The 17014-nt window shown below is 40.1% G+C and carries 19 protein-coding genes; 13 read left to right on the top strand and 6 right to left on the bottom strand.

Going from position 1 to position 17014, the window contains the following annotated elements; genetic code table 11:
* Positions 1-20: 20 nt before the first annotated feature.
* Positions 21-404 (bottom strand): VOC family protein, encoded by a 384-nt coding sequence (locus ACR42H_RS16885; protein ID WP_113881490.1) that lies wholly within the window; start codon positions 402-404, stop codon positions 21-23.
* Positions 405-467: 63 nt separating this feature from the next.
* Positions 468-1193 (bottom strand): MurR/RpiR family transcriptional regulator, encoded by a 726-nt coding sequence (locus tag ACR42H_RS16880; protein WP_113881491.1) that lies wholly within the window; start codon positions 1191-1193, stop codon positions 468-470.
* Between the two features lie 231 nt (positions 1194-1424).
* On the opposite strand from ACR42H_RS16880, the gene ACR42H_RS16875 reads away from it, so the two are divergent.
* The 3 genes from ACR42H_RS16875 to ACR42H_RS16865 all read left to right on the top strand — a co-directional run bounded on the left by ACR42H_RS16875 (position 1425) and on the right by ACR42H_RS16865 (position 4017).
* Positions 1425-2861, top strand: a complete 1437-nt coding sequence (locus ACR42H_RS16875) for a glycoside hydrolase family 1 protein (RefSeq protein WP_436372065.1) — start codon at positions 1425-1427, stop codon at positions 2859-2861.
* A gap of 140 nt (positions 2862-3001) precedes the next feature.
* Complete coding sequence (locus ACR42H_RS16870; RefSeq protein WP_113881493.1) at positions 3002-3283, top strand: hypothetical protein; 282 nt, start codon at positions 3002-3004, stop codon at positions 3281-3283.
* A gap of 119 nt (positions 3284-3402) precedes the next feature.
* Positions 3403-4017: a hypothetical protein gene (locus tag ACR42H_RS16865; protein WP_436372062.1), complete on the top strand. Its 615-nt coding sequence runs from the start codon at positions 3403-3405 to the stop codon at positions 4015-4017.
* A gap of 102 nt (positions 4018-4119) precedes the next feature.
* Here ACR42H_RS16865 and ACR42H_RS16860 read toward each other — a convergent pair whose 3' ends face one another.
* Together ACR42H_RS16860 and ACR42H_RS16855 are read right to left on the bottom strand one after the other, a co-directional pair.
* Complete coding sequence (locus ACR42H_RS16860) at positions 4120-7809, bottom strand: polysaccharide deacetylase family protein (protein WP_436372060.1); 3690 nt, start codon at positions 7807-7809, stop codon at positions 4120-4122.
* A 239-nt stretch (positions 7810-8048) separates the two neighbouring features.
* Entirely contained in the window at positions 8049-8651 is a 603-nt protein-coding gene (locus ACR42H_RS16855) for a TetR/AcrR family transcriptional regulator (RefSeq protein WP_436372058.1), read from the bottom strand.
* A gap of 183 nt (positions 8652-8834) precedes the next feature.
* Between ACR42H_RS16855 and ACR42H_RS16850 the strand changes: the two genes are divergently transcribed.
* From ACR42H_RS16850 to ACR42H_RS16835, 4 genes are all read left to right on the top strand, one after another.
* On the top strand, positions 8835-9596 hold the full coding sequence (locus ACR42H_RS16850; RefSeq protein WP_436372056.1) for an SDR family oxidoreductase: 762 nt from the start codon (positions 8835-8837) through the stop codon (positions 9594-9596).
* A 316-nt stretch (positions 9597-9912) separates the two neighbouring features.
* On the top strand, positions 9913-10011 hold the full coding sequence (locus ACR42H_RS16845) for an NAD(P)-binding protein (protein WP_243856112.1): 99 nt from the start codon (positions 9913-9915) through the stop codon (positions 10009-10011).
* Positions 10012-10203: 192 nt separating this feature from the next.
* Positions 10204-10572, top strand: coding sequence for an FAD-dependent oxidoreductase (locus ACR42H_RS16840; protein WP_436372054.1), 369 nt, complete (start codon positions 10204-10206; stop codon positions 10570-10572).
* A gap of 32 nt (positions 10573-10604) precedes the next feature.
* The gene (locus ACR42H_RS16835) at positions 10605-10751 is read left to right on the top strand and encodes an FAD-dependent oxidoreductase (RefSeq protein WP_436372052.1); all 147 of its coding nucleotides are present in this window, start codon (positions 10605-10607) and stop codon (positions 10749-10751) included.
* Positions 10752-11160: 409 nt separating this feature from the next.
* Here ACR42H_RS16835 and ACR42H_RS16830 read toward each other — a convergent pair whose 3' ends face one another.
* Positions 11161-11805 (bottom strand): 2OG-Fe(II) oxygenase, encoded by a 645-nt coding sequence (locus ACR42H_RS16830; RefSeq protein ID WP_113881498.1) that lies wholly within the window; start codon positions 11803-11805, stop codon positions 11161-11163.
* A 272-nt stretch (positions 11806-12077) separates the two neighbouring features.
* Between ACR42H_RS16830 and ACR42H_RS16825 the strand changes: the two genes are divergently transcribed.
* From ACR42H_RS16825 to ACR42H_RS16810, 4 genes are all read left to right on the top strand, one after another.
* Entirely contained in the window at positions 12078-12698 is a 621-nt protein-coding gene (locus ACR42H_RS16825; RefSeq protein ID WP_436372050.1) for a YitT family protein, read from the top strand.
* 66 nt (positions 12699-12764) lie between these two features.
* Positions 12765-13001 carry a hypothetical protein gene (locus tag ACR42H_RS16820; protein ID WP_113881500.1) on the top strand — a complete coding sequence of 79 codons (237 nt, stop codon included), beginning with the start codon at positions 12765-12767 and terminating at the stop codon, positions 12999-13001.
* Between the two features lie 100 nt (positions 13002-13101).
* Positions 13102-13593, top strand: a complete 492-nt coding sequence (locus ACR42H_RS16815) for a MarR family winged helix-turn-helix transcriptional regulator (RefSeq protein ID WP_113881501.1) — start codon at positions 13102-13104, stop codon at positions 13591-13593.
* A gap of 35 nt (positions 13594-13628) precedes the next feature.
* Complete coding sequence (locus ACR42H_RS16810) at positions 13629-14195, top strand: hypothetical protein (protein ID WP_436372047.1); 567 nt, start codon at positions 13629-13631, stop codon at positions 14193-14195.
* Between the two features lie 52 nt (positions 14196-14247).
* Here ACR42H_RS16810 and ACR42H_RS16805 read toward each other — a convergent pair whose 3' ends face one another.
* Complete coding sequence (locus ACR42H_RS16805; RefSeq protein ID WP_436372045.1) at positions 14248-14700, bottom strand: nucleoside deaminase; 453 nt, start codon at positions 14698-14700, stop codon at positions 14248-14250.
* Between the two features lie 215 nt (positions 14701-14915).
* Between ACR42H_RS16805 and ACR42H_RS16800 the strand changes: the two genes are divergently transcribed.
* The gene (locus ACR42H_RS16800; RefSeq protein WP_436372043.1) at positions 14916-15641 is read left to right on the top strand and encodes a GntR family transcriptional regulator; all 726 of its coding nucleotides are present in this window, start codon (positions 14916-14918) and stop codon (positions 15639-15641) included.
* Between the two features lie 191 nt (positions 15642-15832).
* The gene (gene ald / locus ACR42H_RS16795) at positions 15833-16966 is read left to right on the top strand and encodes an alanine dehydrogenase (RefSeq protein WP_113881505.1); all 1134 of its coding nucleotides are present in this window, start codon (positions 15833-15835) and stop codon (positions 16964-16966) included.
* Positions 16967-17014: the final 48 nt, after the last annotated feature.

Genomic DNA, 17014 nt, shown 5'->3' with positions numbered 1-17014 from the left:
AGCTGCCACAGATTTAATCATTAACAATTGCAGATCATCAATATATTTCCATCCAAGTCCTGAAAGTTGAAATAGGCAAAGTCTCCAATACGCTCTATTTCCTTTACAATTGTGATTCCTAGATCTTTAACAAAAGTGTATGCCTCATCAATATCCTGGACGAAGAAATTAAATAAAACGTGACCGGAAGGATTTAAGGTAAAGGTTGGATCAAAGGTATGATCATCCAGTGTAAGACCGGTTTCAGTGGTGACAGGAAGGTTGTACACCGGGGATTCTACAGTATCCTTATGAAAAGGCAATCCAAGCAGGCTGCTGTACCATTCCGCTGATTTTTTCAGGTCGCTGACATGAATGAATACATTGTTGACTTTGCTTGCTATAGGGGAAGCAATTGATTTCATATACTCACCGCTTTCATTGTTATATTTTTACCTATTCTTCATACGCGGGAAGAATCCTTTAATTCAAGGGTTCAGCTTGTGTATTTCCCTCGCGACAGCTTCCAGAATGTACACAACTGGAACTTGAGTTGTAATATTGGACTGCTCAAACGTTTCCTCTGTTACATAATAGGCGATGTTTAAATCAGAAACTTTCGCAATTGTTGAAAGCCGGCTGTTTGTGATGCTGATGATTTTACTGCCTTCCTGCTTCAGCTGGTTGAGATGGGTGACTGTAAAAGGAGTTTCCCCTGAGACAGATAAGGCAATTGTGACACTGCTGCTGCGGATGCTTGAATGAATCGGGAAATGGGGATCCTTGATATACAGTGAAAACTTGCCAAGACTAGAGAAATATCTGGCTCCGTACTCAGCAAGTATGCCTGAGCTTCCGATCCCTATAAATATAACGTTATCTGCCGTATTTATAAGTTCTGCTGCCTCTCTGATTTTTTCTTCTAAATCACCCCTTAGCGTTCGCTCGAAAAACTCGATAATGGATTGTTTGGAACCTTTTATAGAGGTCTTTTTATTTTCCTGCAAATATAATTTAAACTTTATCTTAAATTCAGTGAAACCCTCACAATTCAGTTTCCTGCAGAACCGCAAGATGGTGGCAGTCGAAACATGGGTTTCATCTGCAAGTTCACGAATCCGCATATAAGGAATCTTTTCTTTGTTTTGACAGATGTAGTGATATATGGATGTTTCTAAATCATTGAAAGATGCGATGATGTCGTTTGAAAACATGATTCAATATTCCTCCGGGGAAAAAATAGTTAGGCTCATTCTATCATAAGGAGAAACAATACGTTACTTTTATGTAACAAGTATCAAAATGCCGTAATACAAAACTTAATTTACTCAAATTATTTACACATCCTTTGACTCGATTTAAGCTTCTTCTATATCCCTTTACGGGTAACATAAAAACTCCATTTAAACAAATATTAAAAAATAGCAGGTATTGGAGGTAATGAAATGAAAAAATACGATTTTCCTAAAGGTTTTTTGTGGGGTGGCGCCACTGCAGCGAACCAAATTGAAGGCGGATATAAGGAAGGAAATAAAGGCTTGAATATTGCGGATGTCCTTCCCGGAGGAAAAGAACGGTACAATATCTTAATGAAGCCCGGGTTTGACTTCGAAATTCATGAGGATCAATTTTATTATCCAAATCACGAAGCGATCGATTTCTATCATCGATATGAAGAAGATATTGCCTTATTTGCCGAAATGGGCTTCAAGGCGTTCCGAATGTCGATAGCCTGGACCCGCATTTTTCCGAATGGTGATGAGACGGAGCCGAATGAGGACGGACTTTCTTTTTATGATCGTGTTTTTGATGAATTGCAGAAATATGGAATTGAACCGGTTGTAACGATTTCCCATTATGAAATGCCTCTTCATTTAGTAAAAGAGTATGGAGGGTGGAGAAACCGCAAAGTCGTCAGTTTTTTTGAGCGGTATGCTAAAGCGATTTTGAGCCGGTACAAAAATAAAGTAAAGTTCTGGATGACTTTTAATGAAATCAATAGCGGATTGGTCATGCCGATTAATGGGCTCGGCTTTTCCTATCAAAGTGAAGAAGATAAATACCAGCCAACATTCCAGGCCTATCACCATCAATTGGTCGCAAGCGCAATCGCAGTAAAGGCATGCCATGAGCTCATTCCTGAGTCAAAAATAGGCTGCATGATTCTATTTGCTCCTGTGTATTCTTATGACAGCAACCCGGAAAATGTCATGTATGCTATGCAGGAAGAGCAGCTTTTCAATTACTTTTGTGGTGATGTACAGGTTCGCGGTGAATATCCGGCTTTTATGAATAGGTACTTTAAGGAACATAATATCAGCCTGGACATACAGGAAGGTGACCTGGATTTGTTAAAGGACGGTACTGTAGATTATATTGGCTTCAGCTATTATATGTCCCGCACCGAAAAGAAGGTTAAGTCAGATGCAGACTCATCGGAAGGGAACATCATTGGCGGGGTTAGGAATCCCTTCTTGGAAACAAGTGACTGGGGGTGGGAAATCGACCCTGAAGGTTTGCGGATCAGCTTGAACAAGTTATATGATCGCTATCAGAAACCGCTTTTTGTGGTAGAAAACGGACTAGGGGCCTATGACAAGGAAGAAGAGGATGGCAGCATCCATGACGACTATCGGATTGACTATCTTCGAGGGCATATTAAAGCAATGGGTGAAGCTTTAGAAGATGGCGTCGGGCTAATGGGATATACAAGCTGGGGCTGCATCGATATGGTCAGCATGTCAACAGGTGAGTTTTCAAAACGCTATGGCTATATTTATGTGGACAAGCATGATGATGGCAGCGGAACATTGAAACGGAAAAAGAAGAAATCTTTTCATTGGTATAAGGATGTGATCGAGTCAAACGGAGAAATACTATAGCAAGCTTAATTGGCTGCCTGAGGGCAGCCTTTATTTGTTTATAAACAGTTGGCTGCGAGAAATTTATTCTTTAAATAATGAAAAAACCATAATGGAGCAAAATATGGACAAGTAACTAAAAAAATTACAGAGGTGCTAATATGGAGGCATTTCCAATTATTCATACTAACTTCTGGGATGCGATAATAGCAGTGCCCTTAGTGGTTCTGCTGACTCAATTAGGCAAAGTGCTGTTTAAAATTCGAAAACCATATATTCCAGGGCTGGCTAATCTGCTTGGATTAATCATATCGGTTTTCTTTGCTCACAGGAATAATCTGTGGGCGGGAATGTTCATGGGCTTTTTTTATGGAAATGCGGCAGCAGGATTATATTCTTCCTTAAAGACACAAATCCTGGCATTCAGGAAGACAGATGAATAGGGGGATGAAGAAAAATGCCAAATCTCGGTTTAATTAAAATATAAGTATACCCCCATAATATAAAGATTCTCCTTCGTATTCTTTGAATATATACAATCACAAGTCTCGAGGGGAAAAATATGAAATCACCAGCTAAAGGGGCCCTTGCCATGGTATTAGCAGGGTCTATAACGTTTTCTGCTGCCAATGGCATGCTGAAAGCTACCAAACTTTTTTCTGAGGAACATTCTTCTGTTTTATCAGGTATTCAACAAAAATCTGAAGTGAACAGACAAATTGACAAAAAGGCGGAAGCAAAAATACTGGCTGTGAAAGAGAATAAGAAACAAAAACCGGTAACTGAAGAAGCTCCAGTTGAAGAATCACAAAAAAAAGAAAAGAAAAGCAATAAGATGATTGTTGCTGTTCAAACGAATACCGAAATTCCCAATCGGAAACCTGCTGTAAATTCAGTTTCGAAAGCTGTATCTGTCTCAAACGAAAAACCCTCCGCACCGGAGCCTGCCTCTGCACCTGCTGGAAACAAGGCAGCAAATGAATCATCGAAACCTGCGACCAGCACAAAAGATCCAAACACACCTGTCTCTGGTATGGGAGGAAGCAGCCCAACAAGTCCTGCTGCAAAAACACTCAGCCATGGCCAGCAGATTTCCCAAGCCGCAAAAGAAAAAGCTGAGAGTAATCAGGTTACCAAAGGTAAAGAAGACAAAGAAAACAATGGGAAAAATCATTAAATCTATCAGGAAGGATCATCAGGAGACGGTGGTCCTTTTTCCTTTAAAGGTATTAGATTATACAGCAAAAGGGCCTCTCCCCAATGGGAAAGGCCCTTAGATTCATTTAATATTCATAATGGAATTATCCTGTGTTACATTGCCTTTTCGTTTTAGTTTATTCCAGCCGACGGTTACTCCTTTTATAGCGGAGAAAATCGATTTTACTACCACATAAGTCATCAGCTGTTTATATAATATTCGCTGCAGGAACAATGAGATCAGTGGTTTAGGGCTTTCTTTCTCCAGCCTGAAAGCATATAGGGAGGCAAAGAAATCCATCAAGTAGAAAAGGACAAAGCCTATGGCTGCTTTTTCAGGCTTTGGGCTGAAAAGGGCAAAGATGAACAAGATATCTGCAATAGGTGAAATGGTTTGATAAACATATTGAAAAAGCCACATGTTAGGCAAGGCTACATACCCTAATGAATGGTGTTTTTTGTTAAATAATGCCGAGCGATGTTTCCAAAGGCATTGGAGAGTGCCATATACCCATCGGTATCGCTGCTTTGCCAGGCTTTTAATATCTTCTGGCACTTCTGTATAAGCATAAGCCTTTTCTTCAAACTCAATTTTCTTACCGTTTCGCAATAGTGCAAGCGTGATATCCGTATCCTCTGCAAGTGTATCCTCTCTAAAGTAACCAGCTTCTTCAACCGCAGACTTTTTCCATGCACCGATGGCACCTGGCACAACGGTAATGCAATTGAGAGCTGCAAAGGCTCTTCTTTCCAGGTTAAAGCCTGTCACATATTCAATATGCTGCCAGTTCGTCAGGAGATTTCCCTTATTGCCAACCTTTACATTACCGGAAACAGCAGCGACTTGATCATCTTTAAAATGGCTCACAAGCAAAGAGATGGCATTTTCAGCAATGAGAGTATCGGCATCTAAAGCAATTACAATTTCCCCCTTAGCTTCCTTAAATCCAAGGTTTACAGCCGAAGATTTTCCGCCATTGGGTTTTTTAATTAACCTGACGCGGGGGTTATCTGCAAATGCTTCTTCAACTGCACGGGCAGTATGATCTTTTGAGCCATCATCGATTATCAGTATCTCAAAATCCGGATAGTCACTGGATAAAATAGAATCTAAAGTTTTGCAAATTACTTTTTCTTCATTATAAGCTGCAATTACTACACTGACATAAGGAGTAAAGCCAGGGTCAATCTGGGTCTCTTTATACCTTTTGACCTGTTTCCTGGACAGGAAAACAAGAAAAATAATACGAAAAATACCTAAAAGAATGGCTGAGTAAAACAAAATGCTAATTCCAGTGTTCCAGCTTTTAATGACCTTAAATACCGCTTTATCATAAACAGAATAAGGGTTTTCCTGATCAGCAAAAGGCATGATTTCAGTATCGCTTTTCCCAATTAAACCAGCAGTCGTCGTAAATGTGTAGCCCCGACCTTTAAGTGTTTCAATAATAACCGGAAGAGCTTCCACTGTTTTGGAGCGGTCTCCGCCAGCATCATGAAGCAAAATGACGTTACCTTCGGACAGCTGATCCAATGTCCGATCTACAAGTTCATCTGCTGAAGATCCTTGCCAATCACCTGAGTCAATGGATTGGCCGACCATGGTATAGCCCAGCTTTTGAGCTTCCATTATAGGAAGCTGCTCCTTTCTTGTGCTCAGTTCCGTATCTGCTATATATGGAGGGCGAAAAAGAGTCGTAGAATGGCCGGTTATGCCTTGAATTAAGCGTTGTGTTGCATTCAACTCCATTCGTAAACGAGATGGTGTGATGGATGTAATATCAGGGTGTGTAAAGGTATGATTTCCGATTTCGTGCCCTTCATCATAAATCCTCTTAACCAGCTGAGGATGCATCATTGCATTTTCTCCAACGATAAAAAAGGTGCCTTTTACCTTATACCTCTTCAATATGTCCAATATTTTTGGTGTGTAGGCTGGATCCGGACCGTCATCAAAAGTAAGGACGATTTCTTTTTTGCTGGAATTACCATGGCGGATTACTTCAAAAGGCTTTGGATATTTGACATAGGATTCCTTTTTTATCATTCCATTGGAATCCATTTCTATCGTCCTTTTTCCTTTTTCAGTTTGTGAAGCGATTTTCAAAACCTCTCCGTTCCCTGTATGAAGTGCTGAGAAAGGACTTTCAATAGTACTTAGCACTGGAGATGGATTAATGTTTTCCTTAGGATTGTTAAGAAATCTCCAGATAGAGGGATCTTCGGAACCGAGACGCCATATGGCTATTCCGGTAGAGCCGTGATTTATTGCAAGGTTCATCTGGTTATAAAATGTAGCAGCATCCAAAAACCAGACAGTATGATTTTTTCCATTTTGTCTGTACCGTAAGTACGGGTTTCCAGCTTCCTTACTCCAATTGATATTGAGGTTAGCCTCGCTCCCCAGCTTCATAATATCTCCAAAAGTCAAGTCAGCTGCGGGCTTACCAGAATCTTCTTCCCAGTCGTAACCGTATGTTCCTAAGCCTGCAACCAATTTTCCGGAGGGAATATCAGCTTGATTCAAGTTCTCCTTTACCCAATTGGTTTGAGCGACAGGACCTGGTGTGCTCCTGGAATAATGCTGGTCATAGAGCATGACAATCACACGGTCAGCGTATTTTGCTAAAGAAGCATAATCGTAGCTTTCATCATTCGGCGGAACATCCAATGTCACCATTAAACCTTCCGTGTGGAAGGCTTTATAAACCTTGCTCATGAACTGAGTAAAATGATCCTTGTCAGCTGGTTTAATTGCTTCAAAGTCAATATTAATACCTTCAAATTCATTTATTTTCACATAAAAAAGCATCTCTTCAATAAAGCGGTCTTCAGCACCTGGAGCCGTGAATAACCGGTGGAGAACATCTGAATCCCATTTGTTGTCTATAAAATTATTCACTAATGGCAGAATTTTGATTTCATGTTTCTTTGCTTCTTTTACAATGGACCAGTCAATTGAAGACTTGAGATATAGATCTGGTGTAACATGCATCCACTCAGGGACTAGAGTGGTTATGGACTCTTTATTTTTATTGAAGGATGTTTTGCTATTCTTGTCCCAATTGACATAGAATCCATACACCTCTTGTTTTTGTGTAGTTTGTGACATGTTTAGCTTTTCTGATTTATCTGCTTCAGAATTTATCTTTTGAATCTGAGATGCCAAAGCTTCTTCACTAAAGGCATTGTTAATCGGATCTATATCTGTACTTGATGGGCTTTGATCCAGATGCAGCTCAGGAAACTTGGGAGTTGTATTCATGCTCTCTATAAAAAATGTAAATATAATAACAATTAATAGAGTGAAGCCCGCACTCATTCGTTTAATGAGGGACCACCGGCTTTTAGCAGGGTCAAGAAATATATATTCCTGTTTCCCCTCATTTTTTTTCAGCCCAAGGTTATAAAACCAGTGGAAGAAAAAATAGCAGACTAGTCCAACTAAACCTCCGAAGATTCCTGATGCAATTGATTCCGAAGTTAATATTTTGCTTTTAAGGGATGAAATTAGCCAGTAATCTTCAAATGGGCCAAAATCCATGTAAGGCAGCTCGTGTATGTATGGTATAAACACAGTAATCAGAGTGCCCAGGAATAAGGCAATAATATTAAGACGCAGCAGCAGTGAACAAATAAACAATAATGGAATTCTAAAACTATCCAAAGGTAAAAATGCCAGAAAAAAACCTAGAGTGCTTGCAATTGCTCCCGCATTTCCGGAGACAGGTGCAAACAAGGATCTGACAATCCACCTGAAAAAACGATCCACATTCATTCCCCCTAAGAAGTAATGTCGAATTATGTATAATAATTAATAGCTTAGGAGTGTAAATCCAATTTACTCCAAACATCCAGCGGATCATGATTTCGACAAAAAATGACCATCAACTAAAAATTTAGGTTGTCATTATATAATTTTGGGGGTGGGATGAAAAAATGTGTTTGTTTTTTTTATGGTAATTAACGCGTTTAAGATGATTCAATGTAAATAGGTGATATTTGTTTCATTCAGGTTAATTTGAACACCACATCTCCTTGTCTGCTCTGTAAGATTTCGAGCAGCTGTTCCGACATATAATTTGAATCATATTTAAATTCATGATTTATCCATTCCGTAATCATTCCCAGTATGGCATGAACATAGAAGCTTGTCTGTAATTCACGATTGATTTTTGGGTTAGGCTGTACACCTTTCAGGTCTTTTAACGTTACCTCTTTCAGTACATCGCACAATTTGCTTTGCAATCCTGATAATGCATTGGATTTTACCATTAGGGAATAGAATTCTTTTTTATGACTGACATGTTCAAAGATTTTAATGGCAGAAGAGGTAAGGGTCATTAACTCAAAGGTTTCTGTGTTCTTATATGGTTCGCGGTAGGAGGAGATTAGATCTGCTATAACATCATCGACAATTTCATCAAGGATATCTTCCTTGTATTCATAATGCTTATAAAAGGTTCCCCTGTTAAGATTGGCTGTCTTCACGATATCTGTTACGGTTATTTTTTTGAATGCTTTCGTCTGCATTAAGGATAATAGGGCATCCATTAAGGCTTGTTTGGATTTTGTTATTCTTCGGTCAATAGGTAGATTTTGCTTATTGGACATAAATGGCCTCCATTGTTGAAATAGAATGAAAAAATAATCAAAATACAATGAATGTGTTCATTAGTAGACAGATTGTCGTTAATTTGCTGATTGAATGGGCGTCTTTATTACCATATTATAAAGATGTAATAGATAATCAACAAGTGTTCATTAAATACATTCAGCCGAACGGAGGAAGTCTATATGAAGCTTCAGGATAAAGTAGCGATTGTAACAGGTGCAGCATCAGGGATGGGAAAAGCGATTGCGGAGTTGTACGCAAGGGAAGGTGCAAGTGTCATTGCAGCTGACTTGAACCTGGAAGGGGCAGTAGCTGCGGCAAAGGAAATTACTGAGAATGGCGGAAAAGCCAAAGCTGTTCAGGTTAATGTTTCAAAACAAGCAGATATTGAAAGAATGATAGATGCAGCAGTACATGAATTTGGAACGCTGGATATCCTGGTGAATAACGCAGGAATTATGGACGGATTTGAACCTGTTGGTGATATTCAGGATGAACGATGGGATTTAATATTTGATATCAATACGATAGGCGTCATGCGCGCCATGCGAAAAGCCATCCCGCTCTTTTTAGATAAGGGGAAAGGGGTAATCATCAATACTGCTTCTACAGGCGGATTGAATGGTGCCCATGCGGGAGCTGCTTATGGGGCTTCAAAGCATGCAGTAATAGGGCTTACGAAAAACACTGCCTATATGTACGCAAACAGCGGCATCCGCTGTAACGCCATTGCACCAGGCGGTGTGGAAACAAATATCGCTTCTTCAATGAAAAACATGAATGAATTTGGATTCGGCCGAACAAAGGCTGTTCAGGGCGTTATGCCAAGGGTCGGAAAGCCGGAGGAAATTGCACAGGTCGCATTATTCCTGGCATCTGATGATTCCAGCTTTGTTAATGGATCCGTGATTGTGGCTGATGGCGGGTGGACCGCAGCATTCTAAAGCAAAATCATATTTAAAAGGTGAGGCATCAAATCGTAATGATTTGGTGCCTTTTTTGCAACCAGTAAACTAACTGGTATTGACCGCAATTGGATTCATGCAAGCTGTGAAAATAAAAGTTAAGTAAAAAGAATCATAATCTGCAGTTGTCCGGCAGTATGATGAAGTAATAACTTTTTGGCAGATCCCCAGGAGGAGAGTAGGAATGGTCTTTTATCGGGATCCACAGTTAAAAGCAGAAGAAATGCTATCCATCATCAGAAAAGGTCTCGGTATTTCCAAAGTCCAGAATTGAATAATCGTTGTCGGAGCCGGTATGTCAGGTCTAGTTGCCGCTGCCCTGCTGAAGGCAGCAGAGCATGATGTGACGGTTTTAGAGGCACACAAAGGGTTGGCGGCAGAATATTTACATTGAGAGAGCCGTTCATGGACGGTATATATCTGGATGTGGGAGCCCTTTTTTGACCCAGTTAAAAGAAGACCTTTATTTCGGTTCTCAAATGACAAAAATAGAACAGGATCATCAGCAGGTTACAATCCATGCCAGACATACATTGAGTCAAAGACCTTTGACGGTCAGTGGTGATCTTGACATCTTAACTATACCTTGTCCTTCGTTGAAATCGTTCACCGGCAAACATTTTCCCCTAATAAGTGGAAGGCTATCAGGGAACTGCATTATGTTTCCTCCACGAAAATGGGGCTGCAGTTTAAACAGCGGTTTTGGGAACGCGAAGGTTTTCAGGGTGGGAAACTGATGACAGATCTGCCCATTCGATTCGCTGCCTATCCGAGCCATCTGATTGGAACTGCAGGTAACGGCATCATTATGGCAAGCTATACATGGAAAGATGATACTTTATCCTGGGATAACCTGAAGGAAGGCGATCGGATTCGGAATGCCCTCGACAATTTAGCTGTCGTTCATGGCAATCAGGTTTACGAGTATTTCTTAACAGGCGCCTCCCATAGCTGATCACAGTATCCGTTTTTTGGGGAGCCTTCACCATGTTCAAACCGAACCAGGAAACCGAGTTATTCCCATTTATTCCTGTTCCGGAGGGAAGAGTCCATTTCGCCGGGGAACACACGTCCACAGCCCCGGGATGGATTGAAGGGGCGATCCAATCAGGAATAAGGGTTGCACGGGATTAGGGGCGGCAAAAGCTAAAATGCGACAGGAATGTCTGTTTTTGACGTTAAAATGTGCCATTGGATAGGCACTTTCTAACGATTTTCCAACAAATTGTACAAGACAGCTGTAAACGCTTTCATTATAATTGAAGTAACAGATAGGAAAGGGGATGCGTTCAGGTGGAACTTTTAATGGGACAATGTGAACATGGCCAGCAGGAAGAACCTTGTGAAGAGTGTGCCCCTAATAAAGAAGGGGAAGAGAATTTTGACACCTCTGATTATGACTATCATAAGAGACTGTGGTTCTAAGAAAATCTGAAGCGCCCTGCCCACCCCCGTTTGTGACGCCGAGGGGGCAGGCGCTGAAGCTGGACAATTGTATGTTAAAAAACACTTGGAGAAAAAATTTTCCCAAGTGTTTTTCTATCTATATTTTCTTTCTCCTCATCCATTGCGTAGCAGCCCATTTATCACCAATGGCAACAGGTGCTCCGCCATGAAGTGTCAGGTCGTTTAAGTTCTGATCATTATAAAAGTATTCAAAATAAACAGCCATGCCTTTTTGGGGAGAAACAGAGAAGTTAAGCTTGGGAAAATACGTTTCCCCGCCCTGTTCCACATCATTCAGGTACATGACAAGCGTGCTGATTCTTGGATTGCTTGCTGCTCTGCTGGTCGAAGAGAAGAAGTCAAAATGAGCTTTATATTCCTGGCCAATTTTATAGTTAAGGATCTGCAGTCCTTCACCATGCTCAACTGGAATGTTCATGATTTGTGATATTCTTTTTTCAATTCTGGCGACAATTTCATTTTCCCCTTCATGAAAAAAAGTGCTGCTGCTGGTTCGCAGTTCATCAGCTTCAAGGGAGTTGGCAACTTTTGAACGCTGCATGCGATCTTTTGATTGCTGAATCAGCTGGTCACATTCTTCATCACTCAGCACATTTCCCAGAATCACGATCAATGGTTCTGCTAATTTGGCAATTATATGAATTTCCCGATCTTCTGTAATAATTTTATTTCCAACATGATCAAAAATCGTTTGTTCTTTAAAAGATGCATCCATTGCCATGTACATCAACCTCTTTTTATTTAGTTTTCTGAAAATTCAATATATTTAAAGGCTGCTTGAAGTATTCCTATTTTTACGTTCCTTCCTCCTATATAAATGGATGTCTGTGTCAGTTTTTCAACTGGCTGAATTTATTTTACACTTTGATATGAAGGAATTCTATCTTTTTTTTACTGGAAAACTATTAATATAGAAAGGAGGCTTCTGCATTTTATTGATTTTCCGGAATATATTTCAATACATAAGCCAATCTGAACAAAAGGAGATGGCCAGTGTATAGAAATAGGGTTCAATACTATTTAAGCCAAAGACGAAAGGACAATTTTTCCACCTTTAAAAATGGGCTGATTATCGTACTCGGAGCAACACTTGTGGCTGTTTCCCTGCAATTATTCCTGGTGAAAAATTATGTTATTGATGGAGGAATTGTTGGATTGAGCATCATCCTTTCACATGTCTTTCATGTTGAAGTGGGTGCCTTGATCCTGCTGTTCAATCTCCCATTTTTAGTGGCAGGCTTTTTCTTTTTAGGGGGAAGATTTTTGGTGTTAAGCCTGTTTGCCAGTTCAGTTCTGGCAGGGGAGACATACATATTGGCCCCATTTGAGGAAGTGACGAACCATCCACTGCTGATCATTATTCTGGGGGGCCTCTTACTCGGAATGGGAGTGGGCCTCATTATCCGGTTTGGAGCCTGCCTGGATGGTACAGAAGTTTTGGCGATTTTATTCAGCGAACGTTTGCCTTTAACCATCGGACAATGCATTCTTATAATGAATACCTTTATCTTTGGAAGTTCTGTTTTTTTATTCGGCATTACTGAAGCCGCCTACTCCCTTGCCACATTTTTTGTTGCTTATAAAACCATAGATACCATTATAATGGAGACTTAAACATTTTCGAATAATTTGATGGGCCAGGTGCATCCTAAGTGGTAAAAAAGCTGAAGGAGATTTCCTGTGAATCGATACGAAATTACCAGCATGATTATTGATGATGAATTTGATGGAGAAGAATATGTCACAACTGAATTTCTCCTGGAGAATGATACTTATAGCATAACATTTAAAAAAGCAGATCTTGAGGTGCTCAATGCCTGGGTATTTAATGATGGCTCGTCGCTTCCAGCGAATTTGTCCGAGGAGATGATAGAGTCAATCAGAAACTCTGTGAAAAACAGAATAGGACGAAAATAGAGGCAGGAAATTAAACCTCTATTTTTTTTTGCATAAAATGAACCCTCTCTCAAACAATACTTGTAAATACAATTGTATCTGCAAGTTAGGGGGATAAGGGGTGAACATTTTATTGAAACAGCAGACATTGCTTGTCATAAGGGCACTATATTTCTGCATGGAAAAGAAGTGGGCGGAGCTTGAAAGAAAGTTTAAGCTGACGCCAGCTCAGCAGCATATTCTGTTTCTGCTTGGCACTCATAACCAAAAACTAAGCCCCACCCAAATTAGTGATTTGGGATGCTGGCATCTATCGACTGTAACCAGGCTTTTAAAGCCGTTAAAGGAAAAGGGTCTGATTGAGATCACAGCCAATAAAGAACAGCTCCGTTATAAATGTGTGACTATTTCTAAAAGCGGAAAGGAAGTATTGGATCAGATTATGGATGAGGTAAAAGAGATGGAACAATTTCCGCTGAATATGAGTCATTTATCGGAAAACGAGCTTTTGTCTTTCCTTGAATATGGCCAGAAGATATTAGGAGTTCAAAAAGGAGATACATTTAGAAAAATGCTGATTGAGGCACGAGTAGAAAACTATGATTATGCATGATTCTTTTAAGATGCTGCGTTTTAGGAGGTTATTCTATGAGTTACAGCGAATATTGGGAGCAAATATATTCACGAAGCGAAAAGATGAATGTCCTCATTTCTTCATACTGGAGAGAATATTCAGGTCTTGGAACCTGGCAATTTTGGGTGGTTTTGGCACTTATGGTGCTGCCTCTTGTTATTGTATATCTATCAGTAGACCGGAGCAGGATATTTGAGATTTTCTTTTTTGGATACACCGTGCATATTCTATGGACTTACGCCGACAGCTTTTTGGAGCGATACAGTTATTTTGTCCACACCTATTTTTTATTGCCCATGTTTCCTTATGCCATGAATATGACAGCCGCTGCGTTGCCGGTCGGTTTCCTGCTGATCTATCAGTACTGCACGAACAAAAAGAAAAGCTTTTTGCTTTACACGATTTTAGCAAGTGCGGTTTTTGCCTTTGGATTCGCCACACTTGAAGGTTGGGCAGGTATGGTGCATTTTAATAAGGGAATGAATCAATTTTACATTTTTCTGATCGATATCGCTATTGCTTATGCAGCTTATTTTTTAACGATATTTGTTAAGAAAATCAGCGGGAATGGCACAGGCTGAAATGCTGGAGAACTAGGTAGCCTCCCATCTGCTTAGAGATGGGAGGCTTTTGTTAAACGTTCTCTTTCCAAAGCTTCATTGGATTGCTTTGGTTCTCATTTAATGGCATTTTCACCATATTTAGTCCCCGGTCTTCTCTTGCGTTTTTCAAATCCTCATAAATCATTTTAGATTTGCCTAGACCTGCATTGAAAGCGTCATCTATTGATTGGCAATAGTACACCTTCTCGATGCCTGCGAAATACATGGCAGTTAAACACATCGGGCAAGGTTCCCCGCTTGCATATATCGTAAAGCCGGCTAAATCATTCGTTTGCAACTGCTCCTGTGCCCGCCGGATTGCAAGCATTTCAGCATGCCCGCTGACATCATGCACTTTATGCAATTCATTCACGCCTTCAGCAATGATGTCCTGATCTTTCACCAGGACTGCACCGAAGGGCTGGCCGCCGTCTTTTACATTATTAATGGCCAGTTCTATAGCCCGTTTCATGAAGTGATCCATTATTAATCATCCTTTTTCAATTAATTGACTTCAATTAAATTAATATCATTTTTCCGTTGGTTCTCCAAATAATCTGCTGAATTTACAACCGATCAATGAAAAATTTTCAAATTCACGCATCAGGATCTGCTGTAAAAGGATGGATATTCATTTAGGTAATCTATATAATTAATTATACATTTTGTATTTATAAACATAATAAGGAGGCATCCATTATGACAGAGTTAGATTCCAAAAGTCCTATTCCGCTTCACATACAACTAAAGAACAGGCTGCAGGAGTTAATAGACAATCGATCTTTCAATGAAAAAATTCCAAGTGAAAGAGAGTTGATGGATACCTATAAAGTGAGCAGAAGCACTGTGAGAGAAGCAGTTTCCCATTTAGTAAACGAAGGTGTGCTAAAGAAAGTTCACGGAAAAGGCACTTTTATTTCAAAGAAACCTATTGAGGAGTGGCTTGGGAATATTACCAGTACAACAGAAGTAATTAAAAAAATGGGGATGAAGCCGGATGCAAAATTATTGGACAATGGCATCGTTGTTCCAGCAAAAGAAATTGTAGAAGCCAGCGGACTTACAGAGGCATACTTTATAAAGCGAATTCGTTATGCAAACGATAAGCCATTGGCTCTTGAAAGTCAATATTACCCTATTGAAATTGGTGAAAATCTCGCCCAATATGATATTGAAAAGGGGACACTGTATGATCTGCTTGAGCAAAGTTTAGACTTAAAGTTTGCAGAAGCCGAACAGATGATTACAAGTACTTATTTATCTAAAGAAGAAGCCGGCCTGCTTGGTGTTCCTTGTTCCTTAAGTGTGCTTCACATTGAACGGTTATTATCAGACATAAATGGTAACTTAATAGAATACTATTCTGCTTATTTTCGTTCGGATATGTACTCATTTCGAATAAAACTTTCAAAGAATTATAGTTAAATTCAGTATTATGCAATTTTGCAATAATACCTATTAATAATTCCGATAATATAAAATTTTTAGAAAATATTGAAAATGAATAATAGTTGTGTTTTAATACAACTGAGGCTAGTCATACAACAACTGGTACGGACGACATGACGTCATGATGTGAAGGATAATGTTTTTATTTTGCAGGATGGAGTGATGACATGATTATTGGTGTGCCAAAGGAAGTAAAGAATAATGAAAACCGTGTTTCCGTTGTACCAGCAAGTGTTTCTGCATTTACAGATGCCGGTCATATGGTCCTGATTGAGAAAGGTGCAGGTGCAGGGTGCGGAATCTCTGACCAGGAATATGAAAAAGCAGGTGCAACAGTTGTTACAAGTGCAGAAGAGGCCTGGTCTGCGGATATGGTTATGAAGGTTAAGGAGCCGCAGCCAGATGAATACCAATATTTTCGAAAAGGTTTGATTCTCTTTACTTATTTGCATCTGGCAGCCGAACCTGAATTGACAAAGGCTTTGGTCGAAAAAGAGGTTACCTCGGTTGCGTATGAAACCATCCAGCTGGATAACAGGTCGTTGCCTCTCCTAACTCCTATGAGCGAAGTTGCGGGAAGGATGTCTGTCCAGCTAGGAGCTCAATTTCTTGAAAAGATTCATGGCGGGAAAGGAGTCCTATTAGGCGGAGTTCCCGGTGTGAAGCCTGGAAAAGTGGTGATTATCGGCGGTGGAGTGGTAGGGACGAATGCCGCAAAAATGGCAGTTGGCCTCGGTGCAGAAGTTAGCATCATTGACATAAGTGCTGAAAGACTCCGCCAGCTGGACGATCTTTTTTCTGGCAGGGTGAGGACGGTCATGTCAAATCCGTTCAATATCTCCCAGGAAGTAAAACTTGCGGATTTAGTGATAGGGGCTGTTCTCATCCCCGGTGCAAAAGCACCTCAGTTAGTAACCGAGGAAATGGTTATGCAAATGGAAAAGAATTCGGTCATTATTGATGTTGCCATTGATCAGGGCGGTTCAATTGAAACCATCGATCATATTACCTCACATGATTCTCCAACATATATAAAGCATGGTGTTGTGCATTATGCGGTTCCAAACATTCCGGGCGCTGTAGCAAGAACTTCCACCTATGCCCTCGCCAATACTACAGCACCATATGCCTTAATGCTCGCTAATACAGGGATTGAAAATTCTATTGTTAAGTATCCTTTTCTTGAAAAAGGGGTCAATACCATGAATGGAAAGGTCACTCATCAGAGAGTTGCAGAGGCGCATAACTACCCTTATACACCCACCCATGAATTAATAAACAAAATTGCAGCCGCAACATGATTCCCTATTAGAAGAGACACAATGCAAACCTGAATCTTTACTAAATAG

Source organism: Cytobacillus sp. BC1816, assembly GCF_051353635.1.
Lineage (GTDB): Bacteria > Bacillota > Bacilli > Bacillales > Cytobacillaceae > Cytobacillus > Cytobacillus oceanisediminis_C.
This window is presented reverse-complemented; position numbering and strand designations above follow the sequence as displayed.